This window comes from Bartonella sp. AD24XZML, from assembly GCF_042196485.1.
Classification (GTDB): domain Bacteria; phylum Pseudomonadota; class Alphaproteobacteria; order Rhizobiales; family Rhizobiaceae; genus Bartonella.
In genome coordinates this window covers 1-21666 of sequence record NZ_JBHIQH010000074.1, presented here as the reverse complement: position 1 = coordinate 21666, position 21666 = coordinate 1, and the positions used below count along the sequence as shown (strand labels likewise).

General features: G+C 38.8%; 16 protein-coding genes, 1 tRNA gene and 1 pseudogene. 3 read left to right on the top strand and 15 right to left on the bottom strand.

The features are described from left to right. Positions 1 to 57: 57 nt before the first annotated feature. A complete protein-coding gene (locus ACFIMX_RS06815; protein WP_375618376.1) occupies positions 58 to 480 on the top strand; it encodes an HIT family protein in 423 nt (140 codons plus the stop codon). A 7-nt stretch (positions 481 to 487) separates the two neighbouring features. Here ACFIMX_RS06815 and clpA read toward each other — a convergent pair whose 3' ends face one another. Continuing rightward, positions 488 to 2839: an ATP-dependent Clp protease ATP-binding subunit ClpA gene (gene clpA, locus ACFIMX_RS06810; protein ID WP_375639744.1), complete on the bottom strand. Its 2352-nt coding sequence runs from the start codon at positions 2837 to 2839 to the stop codon at positions 488 to 490. 6 nt (positions 2840 to 2845) lie between these two features. Beyond that, on the bottom strand, positions 2846 to 3217 hold the full coding sequence (gene clpS, locus ACFIMX_RS06805) for an ATP-dependent Clp protease adapter ClpS (RefSeq protein ID WP_273790742.1): 372 nt from the start codon (positions 3215 to 3217) through the stop codon (positions 2846 to 2848). Between the two features lie 235 nt (positions 3218 to 3452). Here clpS and ACFIMX_RS06800 point away from each other — a divergent pair, with 235 nt between their 5' ends. After that, positions 3453 to 4802: a D-alanyl-D-alanine carboxypeptidase gene (locus ACFIMX_RS06800; protein WP_375618378.1), complete on the top strand. Its 1350-nt coding sequence runs from the start codon at positions 3453 to 3455 to the stop codon at positions 4800 to 4802. A 32-nt stretch (positions 4803 to 4834) separates the two neighbouring features. Beyond that, positions 4835 to 5113, top strand: a complete 279-nt coding sequence (locus ACFIMX_RS06795; protein ID WP_375618379.1) for a hypothetical protein — start codon at positions 4835 to 4837, stop codon at positions 5111 to 5113. Positions 5114 to 5493: 380 nt separating this feature from the next. On the opposite strand, the gene ACFIMX_RS06790 is transcribed toward ACFIMX_RS06795, so the two are convergent. The 13 genes and pseudogenes from ACFIMX_RS06790 to ACFIMX_RS06730 form a co-directional block, all read right to left on the bottom strand. Further along, positions 5494 to 6885 (bottom strand): L-serine ammonia-lyase, encoded by a 1392-nt coding sequence (locus ACFIMX_RS06790; RefSeq protein ID WP_375618380.1) that lies wholly within the window; start codon positions 6883 to 6885, stop codon positions 5494 to 5496. A gap of 337 nt (positions 6886 to 7222) precedes the next feature. Further along, entirely contained in the window at positions 7223 to 7912 is a 690-nt protein-coding gene (locus ACFIMX_RS06785) for a nitroreductase (RefSeq protein ID WP_375618388.1), read from the bottom strand. A gap of 205 nt (positions 7913 to 8117) precedes the next feature. Next, positions 8118 to 8321: a hypothetical protein gene (locus ACFIMX_RS06780; protein WP_375618381.1), complete on the bottom strand. Its 204-nt coding sequence runs from the start codon at positions 8319 to 8321 to the stop codon at positions 8118 to 8120. Positions 8322 to 9036: 715 nt separating this feature from the next. Next, on the bottom strand, positions 9037 to 13248 hold the full coding sequence (gene rpoC, locus ACFIMX_RS06775; RefSeq protein WP_375618382.1) for a DNA-directed RNA polymerase subunit beta': 4212 nt from the start codon (positions 13246 to 13248) through the stop codon (positions 9037 to 9039). A 172-nt stretch (positions 13249 to 13420) separates the two neighbouring features. After that, positions 13421 to 17569, bottom strand: coding sequence for a DNA-directed RNA polymerase subunit beta (gene rpoB, locus ACFIMX_RS06770; RefSeq protein WP_375618383.1), 4149 nt, complete (start codon positions 17567 to 17569; stop codon positions 13421 to 13423). A 290-nt stretch (positions 17570 to 17859) separates the two neighbouring features. Beyond that, positions 17860 to 18231 carry a 50S ribosomal protein L7/L12 gene (rplL, locus tag ACFIMX_RS06765; RefSeq protein WP_273790654.1) on the bottom strand — a complete coding sequence of 124 codons (372 nt, stop codon included), beginning with the start codon at positions 18229 to 18231 and terminating at the stop codon, positions 17860 to 17862. 101 nt (positions 18232 to 18332) lie between these two features. After that, entirely contained in the window at positions 18333 to 18851 is a 519-nt protein-coding gene (gene rplJ / locus ACFIMX_RS06760; RefSeq protein ID WP_012755027.1) for a 50S ribosomal protein L10, read from the bottom strand. Positions 18852 to 19205: 354 nt separating this feature from the next. Next, positions 19206 to 19910, bottom strand: coding sequence for a 50S ribosomal protein L1 (gene rplA, locus ACFIMX_RS06755; protein WP_375618384.1), 705 nt, complete (start codon positions 19908 to 19910; stop codon positions 19206 to 19208). Positions 19911 to 19914: 4 nt separating this feature from the next. Then, entirely contained in the window at positions 19915 to 20343 is a 429-nt protein-coding gene (gene rplK / locus ACFIMX_RS06750; RefSeq protein ID WP_273723157.1) for a 50S ribosomal protein L11, read from the bottom strand. Positions 20344 to 20493: 150 nt separating this feature from the next. Further along, positions 20494 to 21024 carry a transcription termination/antitermination protein NusG gene (nusG, locus tag ACFIMX_RS06745; protein ID WP_375618385.1) on the bottom strand — a complete coding sequence of 177 codons (531 nt, stop codon included), beginning with the start codon at positions 21022 to 21024 and terminating at the stop codon, positions 20494 to 20496. A 20-nt stretch (positions 21025 to 21044) separates the two neighbouring features. Further along, positions 21045 to 21257 carry a preprotein translocase subunit SecE gene (gene secE, locus ACFIMX_RS06740; protein ID WP_273790652.1) on the bottom strand — a complete coding sequence of 71 codons (213 nt, stop codon included), beginning with the start codon at positions 21255 to 21257 and terminating at the stop codon, positions 21045 to 21047. A gap of 217 nt (positions 21258 to 21474) precedes the next feature. Beyond that, positions 21475 to 21550, bottom strand: a tRNA-Trp gene (locus ACFIMX_RS06735). Positions 21551 to 21597: 47 nt separating this feature from the next. Next, positions 21598 to 21666: pseudogene (locus tag ACFIMX_RS06730) on the bottom strand (elongation factor Tu); the annotation flags it as partial.

Below are 21666 nucleotides of genomic sequence, written 5' to 3'. Positions count from 1 at the left end.
TGCATTTTTTCGTTTTTAAATTAGAATCTTAAACTTACGATAAAAGGAAATATTTGTATGAAACAAGCTTATAACAATAACAATATTTTTGCTAAATTGATTCGCAATGAAATCCCTTCTGTTCGTGTCTACGAAGATGATGATGTTATTGGATTTATGGATATCATGCCACAGGCACCAGGTCATACGCTGGTCATTCCTAAAAAAGGCTCTAGAAACTTACTTGATGCAGATCCTGAAACATTATTTCCTGTTATTAAAGCTGTTCAAAAAATTGCAAATGCTGTCAAAAAAGCCTTTCAAGCAGATGGCATAACTGTCATGCAATTTAATGAAGCAGCTAGTCAACAAACCGTCTATCACCTTCATTTTCATATTATACCACGTATGGAGGGAATAGAGCTTACCCCTCATAATGATATGATAACGCCTCCAGAAATACTTGAAGAGAATGCAAAAAAAATCCGTGCAGCTTTATAACACACTCTTAAGTTGTTGTTCTTTTTTTTCCTACACGTTTTTTTGTAAAGTTTTCCATTTTACTTTTCTTTGAACTTACAGATATATCGGAAGATGAAATTTCTAACTGTAAGCTTTCTTTTTTACCATTTGATTTTTGTGTCAATACGCGAACGGTACCACCATTGCGTAACTTTCCAAATAAAATTTCATCAGCTAATGGCTTTTTAATATATTCCTGTATAACACGCCCTAATGGGCGTGCTCCCATCTGAGAATCATATCCTTTATTAGAAAGCCATAAAGTTGCAGAAGGGCTTAATTCAAAACAAATTCCCCGATCAGCTAATTGTGCTTCAAGCTGAAAAATAAATTTTTGCACTATCTGATTGATGATTAAATGAGATAAAGGTGCAAACGGAATAATTGCATCTAACCGATTACGAAATTCTGGTGTAAATAACCGATTGATTGCTTCTATATCCTCACCATCACGATGTACTTTCCCAAATCCAATAGCTGATTTTGCCATATCTGAAGCACCAGCATTGGTTGTCATAATCAAAATAACATTGCGGAAATCAATTTTCTTACCATTATGGTCTGTTAATCTACCATAATCCATTACCTGCAATAAAATATTAAATAACTCTGGGTGCGCTTTCTCAATCTCATCTAGCAATAGAACTGCGTGAGGTTTCTGATCAACGGCATCTGTAAGGAGACCTCCTTGATCAAACCCTATATAACCTGGAGGTGCTCCGATTAAACGTGCTATCGTATGCCGTTCCATATATTCTGACATATCAAAACGCAATAATTCAATGCCTAAAGATGATGCAAGCTGTTTTGCAACTTCAGTTTTTCCTACACCTGTTGGTCCTGAAAATAAATAACTTCCTATTGGTTTATCCGGTTCGCGTAAACCTGCTCGCGCCAATTTTATGGATGAAACTAAGACGGAAATTGCCTGATCTTGACCATAAACAACATGTTTGAGTTCTCTTTCAAGCTTACTCAGTATCTTCTGATCATTCCGGGAAACTGTTTTTGGTGGAATTCTTGCAATTGTAGCAACAGTCGCTTCAATTTCTTTAACACCTATACTCTTCTTGCGTTGTTTTTGTGGCAAAAGCTTTTGCGCTGCGCCACTTTCATCAATAATATCAATTGCTTTGTCAGGTAACCTACGGTCAATTATATAACGTGAAGATAATTCTACAGATGCCTTCATCGCCTGATCTGTATATTTAATCTGATGAAAATCTTCAAAGTAAGGCTTCATCCCCTGCAAAATCTTAATCGCATCTGTAACAGAAGGTTCATTAATATCAATCTTCTGAAAACGACGCTCTAAAGCACGATCTTGTTCAAAGAATTTGCGATATTCTCTGTAAGTCGTCGAACCAATACATCGCATAGTTCCAGAAGATAACACAGGTTTTAAAAGATTTGCTGCATCCATATTTCCCCCTAATGTTGCTCCTGCTCCAATTAAGGTATGAATTTCATCAATAAATAAAATAGCATCTGGATACAGCTCAAACTCTTTAATAACTTGCTTTAAGCGTTCTTCAAAATCACCGCGATAACGTGTACCTGCAACAAGTCCCCCCATGTCAAGAGAAAATATTGTTGCATTTGATAAAACTTCAGGCACTTGCCCATCAACAATGCGCTTTGCCAATCCCTCAATTATAGCGGTTTTCCCTACTCCAGGATCACCAACCAAAAGCGGATTGTTTTTTGACCTTCGACATAAAATATGAATCATGCGTGAAATTTCTATTTCACGGCCAATTAATAAATCAATTTTTCCATTACGAGCTTTACAATTGAGATCAACACAATAATTCGTTAAAGCACTTGTTCCTCTTTCACCATTATCCGAAATCTGCTGATCTAATTGCTCTTCAAGTCCTTCAAGTAACATGGATAACCCATCATCACGCGTGACACCCTGTGAAATAAAACGTACAGCATCATAGCGTGTCATTCCCATCTCTTGAAGAAAATATGCTGCATGGCTTTCACGTTCAGAAAAAATTGCAACAAGAACATTTGCCCCCGATACTTCATCTTTTCCAGCTGATTGTGCATGAATCACCGCACGTTGGATAACACGCTGGAAAAAAGCTGTAGGCTTTGTATCCTCATCAGCTCTAATCTGTTCATCTAACTCTGAGCGAAGATAATTGGTTAAGCGCTCTCGCAATTCCTCCACATCTACTTGGCAAGCCTGAATAACGGAATTTGCATCGGCATCGTCTAACAGCGCAAGTAGAAGATGCTCTAGTGTTGCATATTCATGCCGTGCTTGAGTAGCAATTGTTAATGCACGATGCAAAACCTCTTCAAGACTAGGTGTAAAAGATGGCATAACTCCTCACTTCCATTCCATTACACATTGTAACGGATGTTCATTTTGACGCGCACATTCCCTCACTTGTAATATTTTCATTTCAGCGACTTCATAAGTATAAGTCCCACATTCTCCTATCCCATTGTGATGAACATTTAACATTATCCGCGTTGCCTCTTCGAAACTTTTTTTAAAAAAGTTCTTCAAAACGAAAACAACAAAATCCATAGGTGTGTAATCATCATTAAGCAAAAAAACTCGACATAATTTAGGTTTTTCGAGTTTTTCTCTAGCCTTAGGCATTATAACCGCACCATGCCTACCTTCATCCCAATTCTTGCCCTTTTCATTATGCATAATATGAGCTATAGAGTTTATTATGAGCGTCTGTCCCATTATCGTTTTCCATGCAGCACATTTTTTATTAATTTTAAATTCTTTCATAACTATTGCAATACCTGTTTGTATTAGAAAAAAATCTCCCTCTATGGTTAGACTTCAATCACTCACTCATAAAATAACTTCTGTAAACAAATTAGTAATACCATTCGTCTAAACTGCATCAACAAATTACAGAAAAGGAAGCTTTATAGAAGTTTTTCAGGATAAATGGAGAAATAGGATACTGCAAGTGTATATTAATTATCAAAAAATTATGCGCTACTGTAAAACAATAGCAATTTCTTTTGTTATGTTAGCTTTTTCTTACTGTTGGGCATCAGCCACACCTCAAGGGGCCTATCCTGATAAGTATGCGGCTATTGTTATAGATGCTACTACGGGAAAAACTCTATTTCAAGCCAATGCAACACTGAAACGTTATCCTGCTTCTTTAACAAAAATGATGACATTGTACTTACTCTTTGAAGCTATGCAGATGCGTCGTGTGACACCAAATACACCAATTCCTGTTTCACATTATGCAGCAATGCGTCCACCGACAAAAATTGGATTTAAAGCAGGCCAAACAATTTCTGCTGAATCAGCAGCTAAAGCACTCATTACAAGATCCGCAAATGATGTTGCTGCTGCCATTGCAGAATATCTTGGAGGTAGTGAAAAAAAATTCGCTCAAATGATGACAGTAAAAGCTCGTAAACTTGGCATGAAACATACACATTTTTCAAATGCTTCAGGACTTCCGGATGTGCACAATTATTCTACAGCACGAGATATAGCGACTTTGTCATTAGCTTTACGTAAACATTTTCCCAAACAATATAAATTGTTCAAAACAAAAAGTTTTAATTTCCGTGGACATAAAATTAACAGCCACAATAAACTTGTTAAAATAATGAAAGGTGTCGATGGAATTAAAACAGGCTACACACAAATGTCAGGTTCTAATTTAGCAACTTCGATGCGTCTTGAGGGGCGCTCTGTTGTCGCTGTTGTTATGGGAGGTAAATCATCTACTGCGCGTGACGAGCATATGGCTAGCTTATTGAATCAATATTTGCCCAAAGCAAGCCAAATGAAAAGTGATGAACGTTTAATGGCTTCTGTACGCTATCACTTACCCACTGGCGCCAATACTCCTATACCCACCATTAAAGCTGATTCAAGTAATTTTGACGATGAAATTTCGACTATGTTGACAGCATTTGCAGAGCAACCTAAAAACTCCAATATCGCAATAACGGCTGTAAATAAGGTAATTATACCAATACCGAATCCTCAAAAAACTATACCGGCTGAGACTCATAAAATTGTAACAGTCTCTTTGTCCGAAAATGCCGGATGGGCTATCCAGATTGGTTCTCTTCCTAGTGAAGAACAAGCAAAAACTCTACTTTTAAAAGCAAAAAATATAGCTTTTTCTATTTTAAAACACGCATCTTCACACATGCAACTGTTTGAAAAAAATGGGCGGCGTTATTACCGAGCGCGCTTTACAGGGTTTCAATCAAAAAAAGCTGCATTTGATGCTTGCTCTACATTAAAGAAAGCAAATTTTAACTGCTATACTGTAGCCTACTAAAAATTTTTAAATTCTGCGTTAAGGATAGTATTATGACAGATAATGCTTTTGCTTCATTCCATAAAAAAGAAATTTTATTGAAGCAATCATCCCTCCTTTCATTGCGTTCTCTTCACGATGCTGCCGCAAAACTTACTGGTTTAAAATATAATTCGACTGCATTAGATACACAATCTCTTGTTCACCTTCTCATTTGCCAAACAATACGCAACCGTCGTCTCATAATGCCTCCTGTACGCATTCATTTACGCGTTGCGAGCCAAACTGGTAATGTGCCTATTAAAATCCGTTTAGGAGCAACAAATATTTAATTTCTCTAAAAAATTATTTTATTATTAACCATTATCTACAGCCTTAGAAAACCCTTTGATAAACATATTTTTTTCTTAAATTGTTGAATTTTTCTGACAGCTTTCAATAAAAACATTGTTAAGGACATAAAAATACCCAATATTTTTCCACTTTTGGATTTAATATAAAAAATTATCCTTGATATCTTTCTGGAAAAAATGAATAGCTTCATTAGATGAAAGCTTATCATTTGATGGGATTATTGTAAAAGTTCAATAAAGAAAGTTCCTCTTAATAACGCTCCCCATACAACATAAACGCTGAAAAAAACATAAGCTTTATCAGGAAATACGATCTCTCTCCCAAAAGTCCAGTTATGGATTGAAAAATGTTCCAGCTCTTAACAAGATATCACATTGACTGCAAGACCACCTTTACTTGTCTCTTTATAACGTTCACTCATATCATGACCAGTCTGGCGCATTGTTTCTATACAAGCATCAAGAGAAACAAAATGATCTCCATTACCATATAATGCAAGAGAAGAAGCTGTTACCGCCTTAACAGCTCCCATTGCATTACGCTCAATACAAGGAACTTGTACAAGACCTGCAACAGGATCACATGTCATTCCCAAATGATGTTCAAGCGCAATTTCTGCCGCATTTTCAATTTGAGCTGGTGTTCCACCTAACGCTGCGGTCAACCCTGCTGCGGCCATTGAAGATGCCGTTCCAACTTCACCTTGACACCCAACTTCTGCACCAGAAATAGAGGCATTATGTTTGATAACACCGCCTATAGCTGCTGCCGTTAATAGAAAGTTATGTATTCCCTCTCGATCTGAATTATCATTAAATTGAAGATAATAACGCAAAACGGCAGGGACGACACCGGCTGCTCCATTTGTTGGTGCTGTAACAACACGACCACCTGCTGCATTTTCCTCATTGACTGCTATAGCATATACCGAAAGCCAATCATTTGCCCAAAGTGGATAATTGTAATTTTTCTTTTGTTTTTCCAAAAGCGTTTCATGCAGCTTTTTAGCGCGCCTTAGAACACGCAATCCACCAGGCAACTCACCTTCTTGTGAAAGACCTCTATCAATGCAATTTGTCATCGCTGAAAAAATTTCATCAAGCCCTACATCAAGAGAAGAACGCTCTATCTTTGTTTCTTCATTTAAGCGCTTCATTTCAGCAATTGAAAATCCTGATTTTTCTGCCATTGATAACATTGTACAAGCAGAATCGAATGGATATGGTACCTCAAATGCTTCTGGTTGTATATTATCATTCATATGGCTTAATTCATCCTCAGTCACAACAAAGCCACCACCGATAGAATAATAAATCTGCCGCAACAGAACATTCCCATCAGTATCAAGTCCTTCAAAGGCTAGTCCATTTGTATGTCCAGGGAGGATTTGCTTTCGTTCAAAAATAAGATCACGTTGCACATCAAACTGATAAGCGGGATGATCTACTGGTTGCACTTTTTTTTCACGTATAACTTTTTCTAATAGAAACCCCATGCTATCAGGATCAACAGTAGAAGCTTTTTCTCCTAAAAGTCCTAATATGATAGCTCTATCTGTTGCATGACCAATACCCGTGAAAGCTAAAGAACCATAAAGATAAACACGTATACGAGAAACTTGAACATCAGACGACTGAGAAAAATCTCCTATCTTTTGCAAAAACATATTAGCAGCTGTCATTGGTCCCATCGTATGTGAGCTAGAAGGACCAATCCCAATTTTAAAAAGTTCAAAAACAGATAGAAACACGTATCACCTTAAACTATAGAGCTTGAGCATATATGCTTTTTCATAACGTTTCTTCCGTTTAAAATCAAATTGCGAGATAAACTAAAAAAATGACAACAATAAACACGAATGTCGCTCGTCTTGCTACCACCCAACACTTTCTTTCTATAGTGTTTTCCATTAGCCAACCTTTAAAACGGACAATGCCCCTAGAGTCACAACTCCTAATGTTTCAAGCGTAGTAAAATAAGTGTTAATATGCAATATTAAAATTCAATAAGGATGAGAAATCTTATCGGAAATATTTTTCATAATGCACTAAGTTCTTCAAAACGTATGCTTAATTTTATAAAATATTTTATGGATATGTTTCAATGAAACGTACAAATTTTTCTAACGATTCTCGTTCTGTCTCAAAATTGTTTTCTGGAGCACTCATATCGCGATAACCAAGTGCCATACCACAGATAATATGGCGATCAGAAGGAATAGATAAAAGCGTACGAATCTGTTTATGATAATCAGCAAAAGCAGCTTGAGGACAGGTATCTAATCCAAATCCACGTGCAGCTAACATAATGGTCTGCATAAACATACCCAAATCAAGCCAACTCCCCATTTCCATGTCGTGATCCATTGTAAATAAGAGTCCTACAGGTGCATCAAAAAATAAAAAATTTCGCGCCTTTTGATGAAGTACTTTTTCTTCATCATCTTTTTGAATTCCAAGACTCTGATAAAGATCCAAACCAACTTTTCGACGCCTTGAAATATAAGGCTCACGCCACTGACGTGGATAATAACTATATTCACGCTCTCCTTTTACACCTGAAAGCACAAGTTGTGAAAGCTCTTGCCCTACTTTCTGTAATACACTTCCTGTAAGCACAATTACTTGCCATGGCTGAATATTTGTTCCAGATGGTGCACGTGCTGCAAGTTTTAAGATTTCTTTGATTGTTTCCAAACTAACTGGCTGATCAGTAAAAGCGCGAATTGACTTTCGTGACAAAATAGATTGAAAAACACTCATAGGAGAAACTGTCATTGTTTTTACTTTCTTTATGAAAAATAGTTTTTTCTTATCAAGGATAATATACTGCGAAAATACCTTTGCAGCTTTTTCAAACACTCTATTTCTTTAAATGACTTACACATTTCACGCAGTGGTAAATATTCCCCTTAGAGATAGTATAATCTATCTCTTTTAAGAGAAAGAAATTTGTCTAAAAGAAGACAAAATAAATTTATAATCAATGACTAACCCCCAACTCCGCTAAGCTCTCAAAAAAACTCTCTTCAATTCGTTCTAAATCCTGTAGAAGATCATCAACATCATGCTGCATCTGCTTTAAATCAGTTCGTTTTTTATGAATTCCTGCAATTAATTTCTTAAGCTTTTTCTCATCATCAGGTGGTTTTCCAACCATTGTCAACATATCAGATATTTCAGACAACGAAAATTTTACTCTGTTAGCATACAGGATTTGTTTTAACTTATGACGATCCGTTTATGTATAAAGCCGTGTACTTCCACACCGAAAAGGGATAAGAAGTCCCTCTTCTTCATAGCAAAGTTCGAGCTATTATTGAAAATTCACGTGTTAATTTTCCAATTGAATAATATTCGTACATTTTATTATTCTGTCTGCATAGATCACATTGTTATAAGAAATATGTCTATTTTTTATAAAACTTAGTGAGCACCTTAATCTCTACTTTTCTGCATTCTAATTTAGAAGAAAATACATTCACAAACATTGTATAGTAGAGAATCAATTATTTTTAGATTACAGAAAGACTATTGATCTTTCATTATAAGTCCTTTTAAATCTTTATAGAAGATATCAATCAAAAATTTTCCTAAAGTTTAAAATCAATCATTATTTGATTTGTAGATAATCAACTCTTTTCCTTGAATATGATTTTTGAGTTTCACATACTTGGGAAAAACTTTCTATACTGCCTTCAGAAATAAGAAAACTTTAAAATGAAGTAACAAAAAAGATAAGCATCATTACAAAACAATAAGCTACTAAAGATGTTTAAAATAACTATCGCCTTATAATTTTTGATATTTTTCAAGAAAATATACAACTTCTGCATTTCGAAATAAAAAACGTCTGAACTTTCTATTCAGACGTTTTTATATTATGTGGTGTTGTATTTAAATTATTCAGCAACGGCTCCGGTTGTCATATTTGTCAACATAGCCTTAGCCACTTCGTTATTACTAGACTTACGCTGCTCATCTACAATCAAATCATCACGAACTGCAGCAATACGACGAATTTGAGAAATTGTACCACCCGTACCTGCTGGAATAAGACGACCGACAATAACGTTCTCTTTAAGTCCTTGCAAAGTATCAATTTTACCAGAAACTGCTGCTTCAGTAAGAACACGTGTTGTTTCCTGAAACGATGCCGCCGAAATGAAAGAAGGTGTTTGAAGAGAAGCTTTTGTAATTCCAAGAAGAATGGGATTACCAGATGCAGGTTTCTTCCCTTCTGCAATCAAATTATCATTGATTTCATCAAGTTCAATACGATCAACATTATCACCTGGAATATAACCAGAATCTCCAGATTCAGTAATTTCAACTTTTTGCAACATTTGACGAACAATCACTTCAATGTGCTTATCATTAATAAGAACTCCCTGCAAACGATAAACCTCCTGAATCTCATTAACAAGATAAGATGCCAAAGCTTCAACCCCCTTAATCGCCAAGATGTCATGAGGTGCTGGATTACCATCAAGGATATAATCTCCCTTTTCAATTTGATCGCCTTCTTGGAAGTGGAACAACTTACCTTTTGGAATCAAGTATTCTACTGCCTCAAGAGTTTCATCATTTGGTTCAATAATGATACGACGTTTATTCTTATAACCACGGCCAAATCGAATTGTACCACTAACTTCAGCAATAATCGCATGATCCTTTGGACGACGCGCTTCAAAAAGCTCAGCCACACGAGGAAGACCACCCGTAATATCTTTCGTCTTGGCACTTTCCATTGGCAAACGAGCAATAACATCACCAGCCTTAACATGAGCACCAAGCTCAACAGAAAGAATAGTTTCCACTGACATCATATAACGAGCTTCACCTCCCTTATACAATTTAGCAATGGATTCACCTTCTTTATCCGTGTGAATAATAATAGCTGGTTTAAGATCCGCACCACGTGGATTAGCGCGCCAATCAATCACCAAACGCTTCGTAATACCCGTAGATTCATCAGCTGTTTCAGTGACAGATAAACCATCAATCATATCTTCAAAACCCACATAGCCTTCAACTTCCGTTAAAATTGGACGTGTATAAGGATCCCATTCTGCTATACGTTGGCCACGTTTAACCACATCACCATCATCAACAAAAATATGAGCACCATAGCTAACACGATGTACAACGCGCTCTTTTCCTAACTCATCTTTGATAAGGATAGCCATATTACGCCCCATCACAACCAAATGTCCTTCAGAATTACGAACCACATTACGATTACGAATCTCCACCTTACCTTCATAAGAAGCCTCTAAATACGATGAATCAACAACCTGCGCAGTTCCTCCTAAGTGGAAAGTACGCATAGTAAGCTGTGTTCCCGGCTCACCAATGGATTGAGCAGCAATAACACCAACGGCTTCTCCCTGATTAACAGGTGTTCCACGCGCCAAATCACGACCATAGCATTTTGCACAAACACCAAGACGTGTTTCACATGTTAATGCAGAACGAATTTGAACAGATTGAATCCCAGCTGCTTCAATCTTCGCGACATCAGCTTCCTCAATCATTGCTCCACCTTCAAGGATAACCTCTCCAGAGACAGGATGTAGAATATCAACAAGCGCTGTACGACCAAGAATTCTTTGCCCAAGGGAGGCAACAATTTGTCCTGCATCAACAATCGGCTGCATGGTAAGCCCTTTTGCGGTACCACAATCAACTGCTGAAATAATAGCATCCTGTGCAACATCAACAAGACGCCGTGTTAAATAACCAGAGTTTGCCGTCTTTAACGCAGTATCAGCAAGTCCTTTACGTGCACCATGCGTGGAATTGAAGTATTCATTAACAGTTAGACCTTCTTTAAAATTGGAAATAATGGGTGTTTCAATAATTTCACCCGATGGTTTTGCCATTAATCCACGCATACCGGCCAATTGTCTCATCTGGTTAGCAGAACCACGAGCACCAGAGTGCGACATCATATAGATAGAATTCATCGGCCGTTGACGACCTGTTTTAGGATCAAAATCGACGGCTTGAATACGTTTCATCATTTCATCTGCGACGCGATCTGTACATTTACCCCAAGCATCTACAACCTTATTGTATTTTTCACCTTGTGTAATCAAACCATCATTATATTGCTGTTCGTACTCCTTAGCCAAAGCTTCTGTTTCTGCGACTAAACGCGACTTACTATCAGGAATAACCATATCGTCCTTACCGAAGGAAATTCCTGCACGACAAGCATAAGAAAAGCCAAGCTGCATAATACGGTCACAAAAAATAACCGTCTCTTTTTGTCCACAGTGCCGATAAACATGATCAATCATTTTAGAAATGTTCTTTTTCGTCATCTCTTGATTGACAATATCAAATGAGATATCCGCACTTCTTGGCAAAAGCTCACCGATAATCAAACGACCAGGCGTCGTATCATAAAGTTTAGAGACTTCTTTTCCATCCTTCCCCATATTCTTAACACGGCCTTTAATCTTCGTATGAAGCGTTATAACCTTATTTTCCAAGGCATAATGAAGCTCACCTATATCAGAAAAGGCCATTCCTTCACCTGGTTCTTTTTCAGAAACAATTGAAAGATAATAAAGACCAAGAACCATATCCTGTGAGGGAACAATAATGGGAGCACCATTGGCCGGATGAAGAATATTATTGGTGGACATCATCAAAACACGGGCTTCAAGCTGTGCTTCAAGAGAAAGCGGCACGTGAACCGCCATCTGATCACCATCAAAATCTGCATTAAAAGCAGTACACACCAGTGGATGAAGTTGAATAGCTTTGCCTTCAATTAAGATAGGTTCAAAAGCCTGAATCCCCAAACGGTGCAATGTTGGTGCACGGTTGAGTAAAACAGGGTGTTCACGAATAACCTCATCCAAGATATCCCAAACTTCTGGATGTTCTTTTTCAACAATCTTCTTTGCCTGCTTTACCGTTGATGAATAGCCTTTTGCATCAAGCCGCGCATAAATAAAAGGCTTAAATAATTCAAGAGCCATTTTTTTGGGAAGACCACATTGATGCAATTTTAATTCAGGACCCGTCACGATAACAGAACGCCCCGAGTAATCAACACGCTTCCCAAGTAAGTTCTGACGAAAACGTCCTTGCTTGCCCTTCAACATATCTGATAAAGACTTAAGAGGACGTTTATTGGCTCCAGTAATCACACGCCCACGCCGTCCATTATCAAACAATGCATCAACAGCTTCTTGTACCATACGCTTTTCATTGCGTACGATAATTCCAGGAGCACGCAATTCAATCAGCCGTTTCAAGCGGTTATTACGATTAATAACACGCCGATAAAGATCATTCAGATCTGATGTCGCAAAACGCCCACCATCAAGCGGAACCAATGGACGCAAATCCGGTGGAATAACCGGAATTGTTTTCATAATCATCCACTCTGGCTTATTTCCAGATTCAAGAAAATTTTCAACGATTTTAAGTCGTTTAATCAATTTTTTCTGCTTTAACTCTGAAGTTGTTTCAGCTAATTCAAGACGCAAATCATTAGCGATTTTATCTAACTCCATACTAGCTAAAAGCTCGTAAATAGCTTCAGCGCCAATCATAGCTGTAAACTGATCTTCTCCAAATTCATCAATAGCAAGCATATATTCTTCTTCAGAAAGAAGCTGATGGAGCTTAAGAGATGTTAACCCTGGTTCGGTTACAATATAATTCTCAAAATAAAGAACCCGTTCAATATCTTTTAAAGTTAAATCTAAAAGTGTAGAAATACGACCTGGTAATGATTTAAGAAACCATATATGCGCAACGGGTGCCGCAAGTTCAATATGCCCCATACGCTCACGACGTACGCGGGAAAGAGTAACCTCTACACCACATTTTTCACAAATAATGCCCTTATACTTCATGCGTTTATATTTGCCACATAGACATTCATAGTCCTTAATAGGGCCAAATATACGTGCACAAAAAAGACCATCACGTTCTGGTTTAAAAGTCCGATAATTAATAGTCTCAGGCTTCTTAATCTCACCATACGACCAGGACAAAATTTTCTCAGGACTCGCAATAGAAATACGAATAGAGTCAAATGTCTGCGCTGGCGCTTGAGGATTGAAAAGATTCATGACCTCGTGGTTCATGCTGTTCTCCTTCAAAGATTCTTAGAACCTGTTGTAATATCTCATTTATTTTATAACAGATCTTCTTTAAAATACATTTACTTTTAAAAACGACCTGTATAGCCTTAATAAGGTTATTGAGCCTCTTAAAGCAATAAAAGCGCAGCCTTTTTCTAGTGCGCTCCTTGAATTATTATTCTGCCGTATCAGACAATGCCCGCTGTGCAATAAGTTCACGCGCATCATCAAGCTCCACATTAAGAGCAAGTGAGCGCATTTCTTTTACCAACACATTAAAGCTTTCGGGTATACCTGCCTCAAATGTATCATCACCACGCACAATTGCCTCATAGACTTTTGTTCGACCAGCCACATCATCTGATTTTACCGTTAGCATCTCCTGCAAAGTGTATGCAGCACCATACGCTTCAAGTGCCCAAACCTCCATTTCACCAAAACGCTGCCCACCAAATTGTGCCTTACCTCCTAATGGCTGCTGCGTAACAAGTGAATAGGGACCAATAGAACGTGCATGAATCTTATCATCAACAAGGTGATGCAATTTCAACATGTAAATATATCCCACCGTTACTGGACGATCAAAGGGCTCCCCAGTACGACCATCATAAAGCGTAACCTGCCCTGAACTATCTAAGCCTGCGTCTTCCAGCATCATGTTAATATCAGACTCATGTGCTCCATCAAAAACAGGCGTTGCAATTGAAATCCCTTTCTTCATCTGCAATGCCAATTTGTAAAGGCTTTCATTATCATACTGACGAACTGGTTCATTATGATTATCATCAGGCATAAGATTTTCAATACGCTGACGTAACGGCAATATATCCCCAGTCTCTTGGTATAACTCTAACAAAGCACCAATCTTCTTGCCCATCCCCGCACATGCCCAACCAAGATGCGTTTCAAGAATTTGTCCAACATTCATACGACTAGGCACACCAAGCGGATTCAAGACGATATCAGCATGGGTCCCATCTTCAAGAAATGGCATATCTTCTACGGGAAGAATACGTGAAACAACACCCTTATTCCCGTGACGTCCCGCCATCTTGTCACCTGGTTGGATTTTGCGCTTCACAGCCACAAAAACCTTCACCATTTTCATGACACCAGGAGGCATTTCATCACCTCTTTGGACCTTTTCAACCTTATCCATAAAGCGACGTTGTAATGCTTCTTTTGATTCATCATATTGCTTGCGCAAAGCTTCAATTTCATTTTGAAGCTTTTCATCCTCAACAGCAAATTGCCACCACTGGGATCGTGGATAATGCCCCATTACTGTACTATCAAGCTTTTTACTACCCGAGAAGCCTCTCGGACCTTCTACAGCAACTTTACCTGTCAACATATCGGTGAGGCGCGCATAAACATTGCGATCAAGAATAGACTGTTCATCATCACGGTCTTTTGCTAAACGCTCAATTTCTTCACGCTCAATTGCCATCGCACGTTCATCTTTTTCCACACCATGGCGATTAAAAACGCGAACCTCAACAACAGTACCAAAAGTCCCAGGAGGCATACGCATAGAAGTATCACGAACATCGGATGCCTTTTCCCCAAAAATTGCACGCAGAAGCTTTTCTTCCGGCGTCATGGGACTTTCACCTTTCGGGGTAATCTTTCCAACTAAAATATCACCTGGTTGAACTTCAGCACCAATATAAATAATGCCAGCTTCATCAAGATTTCTTAACGCTTCTTCCGCAACATTAGGAATGTCGCGCGTAATTTCCTCAGGTCCAAGTTTTGTATCGCGTGCCGCAACTTCAAATTCCTCAATATGAATTGAAGTAAACACATCATCAGCAACAATGCGCTCGGATAACAAAATAGAATCTTCATAATTGTATCCATTCCAAGGCATAAAGGCTACGAGAACATTCCGCCCAAGAGCCAAATCACCAAGATCCGTGGATGGACCATCTGCAATGATATCACCTTTCTCTACCCTATCACCGACATGTACAAGAGGACGCTGATTAATACAAGTGGACTGATTAGAACGCTGAAATTTCTGTAAGCGGTAAATATCAACGCCTGATTTTGAAGGATCTAAATCTTCTGTTGCACGGATAACAATACGGGTAGCATCGACTTGATCAACAACACCACTACGTTTTGCACTCACAGCAGCTCCTGAATCGCGCGCAACAATAGATTCCATTCCCGTCCCAACAAATGGCGCTTCAGCGCGTACAAGAGGAACTGCTTGACGCTGCATGTTCGATCCCATAAGCGCACGATTCGCATCATCATTTTCCAAAAAAGGAATAAGCGCTGCTGCAACTGAAACCAACTGTTTTGGTGAAACATCCATCAAATCAACATGATCACGCGGCGCCATTAAAACTTCACCAGCATGACGGCAAACAACAAATTCTTCTATAAAACGACCTTCGTTATCTAATGAAGAATTAGCCTGAGCGACATAATGCTTTGCTTCTTCCATCGCTGAAAGATAAATAACTTCTTTTGTGACTTTCCCATCAATAATTTTTCGATATGGGCTTTCAATAAAGCCATATTTGTTAACTCGCGCAAATGTTGCTAAGGAGTTAATCAGACCAATATTGGGGCCTTCTGGTGTTTCAATCGGACAAATACGACCATAATGCGTAGGATGTACGTCACGGACTTCAAAACCCGCACGTTCACGAGTCAAACCACCTGGACCAAGAGCAGAAAGACGACGCTTATGGGTAATTTCTGACAATGGATTGGTTTGATCCATAAACTGAGACAATTGTGAAGACCCAAAAAATTCACGGACCGCTGCTGCCGCAGGCTTTGCATTGATCAAATCCTGTGGCATAACTGTATCAATTTCAACCGATGACATACGCTCTTTTATCGCACGCTCCATACGAAGAAGACCAATGCGATATTGATTTTCCATCAACTCCCCGACGGAACGAACGCGACGGTTGCCAAGATTATCAATATCATCAATTTCACCACGTCCATCACGCAATTCGACCAACATCTTAACAACAGCAAGAATATCCTCTTGGCGTAAAATGCGAACTGTGTCTGGACAATCAAGATCCATACGTAAATTCATCTTAACACGCCCGACAGCTGAAAGATCATAACGCTCTGGATCAAAAAACAATGAATGAAACATTGCTTCTGCTGTATCGATTGTTGGAGGTTCACCTGGACGCATCACCCGGTAAATATCAAATAACGCATCCTGCCGACTTTCATTTTTATCCACCTTCAAAGTATTGCGGATGTAAGCGCCAATATTCATGTGATCAATATCAAGAATATTGACTTGATCAGCACTAACATCGAGCAGAATTTTTAATACTTTTTCGTCAATTTCATCACCAGCTTCAAGGTAGATTTCACCTGTTTCGTAATTGACGATATCTTCGGCTAGATAACAACCTAATAAATCATCTTCACTAACTTTAACCGCTTTAAGTCCTTTTTCTACCAAAGACTTCGCAGTACGAACTGTTAATTTTTTACCAGCCTCCGCAACGACTTCACCACTATCTGCATCTATAAGGTCAGAAATGAGCTTCATTCCTTTAAAGCGATCCACAGAATATGGAACTCGCCATCCTTCTCCATCACGCTCATAAGTCACTTTATCATAAAACGTCGATAAAATATCCGACGCATCCATACCTAATGCCATCAAAAGACTAGTAACAGGAATCTTGCGCCGTCGATCAATACGCGCATAAATGATGTCCTTAGCATCAAACTCAATATCAAGCCAAGAACCTCGATACGGAATAACACGAGCAGCAAAAAGAAGCTTTCCTGATGAATGGGACTTTCCTTTATCATGGTCAAAAAAGACACCAGGAGAACGATGCATCTGAGAAACAATAACACGCTCCGTACCATTAACAATAAAGGTACCATTCGTCGTCATTAAAGGCATATCGCCCATATAAACGCCTTGCTCTTTAATGTCTTTGATATCTTTGGAGCCAGTATCCTCATCAACATCAAAAACAATCAAACGCAATATGACCTTTAATGGGGCAGCATAAGTTAAATCACGTTGACGGCACTCTTCAACATCAAATTTTGGTAAATCAAATTCATAACCTACAAACTCAAGCATAGCTGTACCGGAAAAATCTGAAATAGGAAAAACCGATTTAAAAACAGCTTGCAAACCTTCATCTGGTCGTCCACCTTTCGGTTCCTCAACCATGAGAAATTGATCGTATGAGGCTTTTTGAACTTCAATAAGATTCGGCATTTCTGCTACTTCAGGAATCTTACCAAAAAATTTCCGTACGCGCTTACGACCATTGAATTGAGACATCATTGCGTGAGTCTGAGCCATCGTCGCTCCTTGATCTTTACTCTTCAAGGTAGACCAACCTTGAAAGCCTTATACCATTAACCTGCATATGCAGACCAGTTCACTTGACACTCAATAATGAGCATCATTAACTTTCCCCACCAACATAAGCCATTTATCTCTTTGACTCTATGATGAAGGGGTAAGTAATCCAAACCTATCCCATTCCTGTTACGAAACCATTGGGAAAAGGTTTTTTACTCATTATTTTCCCTCTTTTTATTAAGAGAAAGAAAATCGGCGAACATAAATGCCCGCCGATAAAATTAAATTTACTTAAGTTCCACCTTAGCACCGGCAGCTTCAAGTTGAGATTTAATTTTTTCTGCTTCTTCTTTAGAAGCAGCCTCTTTAATAGGCTTAGGTGCACCTTCAACCAGATCTTTAGCTTCTTTAAGACCAAGTCCAGTAAGAGCACGAACTTCCTTAATAACATTAATTTTTTGTGCGCCACCTTCAACAAGAATAACATCAAATTCTGTTTTTTCTTCAGCAGCTGGAGCAGCAGCACCAGCAACAGCAGCGACAGCTACAGGAGCAGCAGCCGAAACTCCCCACTTTTCTTCAAGTAACTTAGAAAGCTCAGCGGCTTCCAAAAGGGTTAGATTAGAAAGGTCTTCTACGATCTTCTCTAGATCAGCCATTTTAAAATTCCTTCAATTAAAAGATTTGAACCATTATTAAATCTTATTCAAAAAAACAGAAAAGCATTAAAGCTCTTCCATAAACGTGAATACAAACAGCCTTAAGCCGCCTTATCCTCCTGAGCATATGCTCCAATGACACGTGCAACCTGACCAGCAGGGGCATTAACAACCTGTGCAATACGGGTCGCAGGGGTAGAAATCATACCCACAAGCTTTGCACGCAACTCGTTTAATGAAGGCAATGAAGCCAATGACTTCACAGCATCTACAGTTAAACTTGTTGCACCCATTGAACCGCCAAGTATGACAAATTTGTCATTGCTTTTCGCAAAATCAACAGCAACTTTCGGTGCTGTGATTGGATCTTCTGAATAAGCAATAAGTGTTTGTCCAGTAAACAAACCCACTATCGATTCAGATTCCGTGCCCTGAAGAGCGATTTTAGCAAGACGGTTTTTGGCGACCTTAACGGCACCGCCAGCTTCACCCATTTTCGAACGCAGATCATTCATCTGTGAAACTGTCAGACCGGAATAATGTGCAACAACAACAGAACCAGACTTCCGAAAAGCCTCGTTAAGCCATGTAACAAATTCGCGTTTTTCCGCTCTATTCACTGTCTCTCTCCATTTAACAGATTTGCTTAAAACAAATCTGTTGGTTACCTTTGATAACATAAAATACTTCATGTCACCGATGAGGATCCTGTCCCCTTTTTCACGCACAGCGTTCAAAGGCAACCTTGGCTCAAACCCTTTAAGTCTTTTAACTCTCAGTTTTTACCCCAGTCTCATGCAGGTTTTTTTGATTAAGATACTTAAAAGCATCACCTACAATCTCGGACAGGATATTCCGGAATTTCTCCCGGTACAACCTAAGCCCTATAAAGCTTAGATAGCGAGCTGATCAAAATCAGCATTTTAAATACAATTTTGATATTCCCATACCCCAAAACAAAATTATAAATCAGCTTATACTAGCTCTGAACGAACCGTTGCTGGATCAACTTTAACACCAATTCCCATAGTCGACGAAACAGCAACGCGCCTAATATACTCACCTTTTGCACCTTGCGGTTTGGCTTTAATAACTGCACTTGCAAAGGCTTTTATATTTTCTACGATTTTTTCAACACCAAAAGAAGCCTTACCAATACCAGCATGCACAATACCAGCTTTTTCCACACGAAACTCAACAGCACCACCTTTAGAAGCTTTGACAGCACCGGCGACATCAAGTGTTACAGTACCAACTTTCGGATTCGGCATCAAACTCCGTGGACCAAGAATCTTACCAAGACGACCAACAAGAGGCATCATGTCTGGCGTTGCAATACAACGATCAAAATCTATAGTCCCTCTATTAACGCTTTCAAATAAATCTTCGGCACCCACAATATCAGCTCCTGCCGCCTTAGCTTCCTCAGCCTTATCCCCACGAGCAAAAACGGCAACACGAATATTTCTACCTGTTCCATTAGGCAAATGAGCAACGCCTCGAACCATTTGATCAGCATGACGAGGATCAACACCCAAGTTCATTGAAATTTCGATTGTTTCATCAAACTTAGCAATAGCACGCTCCTTAACCATTGAAACGGCATCTTTTAAAGCGTAAAGTTCATTAAAATCAATATCTTTTCGGATATTTTTTATTCTTTTTGCTACTTTTGCCATAATATTAGCCCACCACTTCCAAGCCCATCGAGCGAGCAGAACCTTCAACCATACGCATTGCTGCCTCAATGTCATTCGCATTAAGATCTTTCATCTTTGATTCCGCAATCGAACGAATTTTATCGCGAGAAATGCTTCCTACAGACACTTTACCAGGCTCTTTTGAGCCAGATTTCAGGTTTGCTTCCTTCTTTAAAAAGAATGATACAGGAGGCGTCTTGAGAGAAAATGTGAAAGATTTATCTTGGTAATACGTAATAACAACTGGAATCGGTGCCCCCTTTTCCATTTCTTGTGTCGCAGCATTAAACGCCTTACAAAATTCCATGATATTAATACCACGCTGCCCAAGAGCTGGACCAATCGGTGGAGATGGAGTAGCAGCTCCCGCAGGAACCTGCAACTTAAGCTGACCTATACTTTTTTTTGCCATAACAATCTGCCTTTAATTTCACTGGTATACTGACAATTCATCTTGCCTGTTACCCGCTTGCAGTCACGTGGTTCGGATCATTAAGCCGACAAAAGCTATAAATCACCTCCCACTCCTTCCTTAAAGTAATTAAAATTACTCTAAGTTTAATCAGAGTTTTTCAACCTGACCAAATTCCAAATCAACAGGCGTAGGACGCCCAAAAATAAGCACTTCAACCTTAAGACGAGAGCGCTCTTCTTCAACCTCTTGAACAATTCCATTAAACGAAACAAAAGGTCCATCAGCAACGCGAACTTGCTCTCCAACCTCAAACAATACAGAGGACTTTGGAGACTCAACCCTTTCCTGAACTTGTTTGAGAATTTGCTCAACCTCTCGATCAGAAATAGGAACAGGACGCGCATCCGATCCTAAAAAACCTGTCACTTTAGGCGTATTCTTAATAAGATGATAAACTTCATCTGTTAACTCAGCACGAACAAGAACATAACCAGGAAAAAATTTTCGCTCAGTATCAACTTTGCGTCCACGACGAACCTCTACAACACGCTCTGTTGGAACAAAAATCCTTTCAAAAAGATGATCAAGTCCCTTTTGCTTTGCCTCCTTATCAATAGCTTCCGCTACTTTCTTTTCAAAATTTGAATATGCCTGAACAATATACCAACGAGCTGCCACAGTCACACTTCCTTACATTCTCAACTAAAAAGATATTTCAGAAGATCAATAACCCGCCAAACACCAAAATGCATAACCTGATCCACAATAAAAAAGAAAGCTGAAGCCAATGCAGTTACCAACAAAACCATAATAGTAGAAATAACCGTCTCACGACGTGTAGGCCATTTCACTTTAATTGTTTCTGCATAAACCTGCTTCAAAAAGGTAATCGGATTGGTTTTAGATGCCATCGTCACACTATACTCTCTCTAGTCCTATTGTGCTTTATAGTCCTATTGTGCTTTATAGAACAAAATAAACAGGAAAAAATGCAAAAGCCAATTTTCACACTTATGCAATTTCCTTACTTTCTATTCAATACCGTTTCACACACAAAAAAACAAGCCCCATATCAAAAAAAGCAAAAAAGGCAGCAAAATCCACTCCCTTATATGTAAAATCTCCCTTTGGCAGGGGCAGCAGGACTTGAACCTGCGACCTGCGGTTTTGGAGACCGCCGCTCTACCAACTGAGCTATACCCCTAACTCTCAAAACTAAAACACTTTTAACACCCCTTTAACAAGCATTATTTATTCAATGATCTTAGAGACGATACCGGCACCAACAGTACGACCACCTTCACGAATAGCAAAACGAAG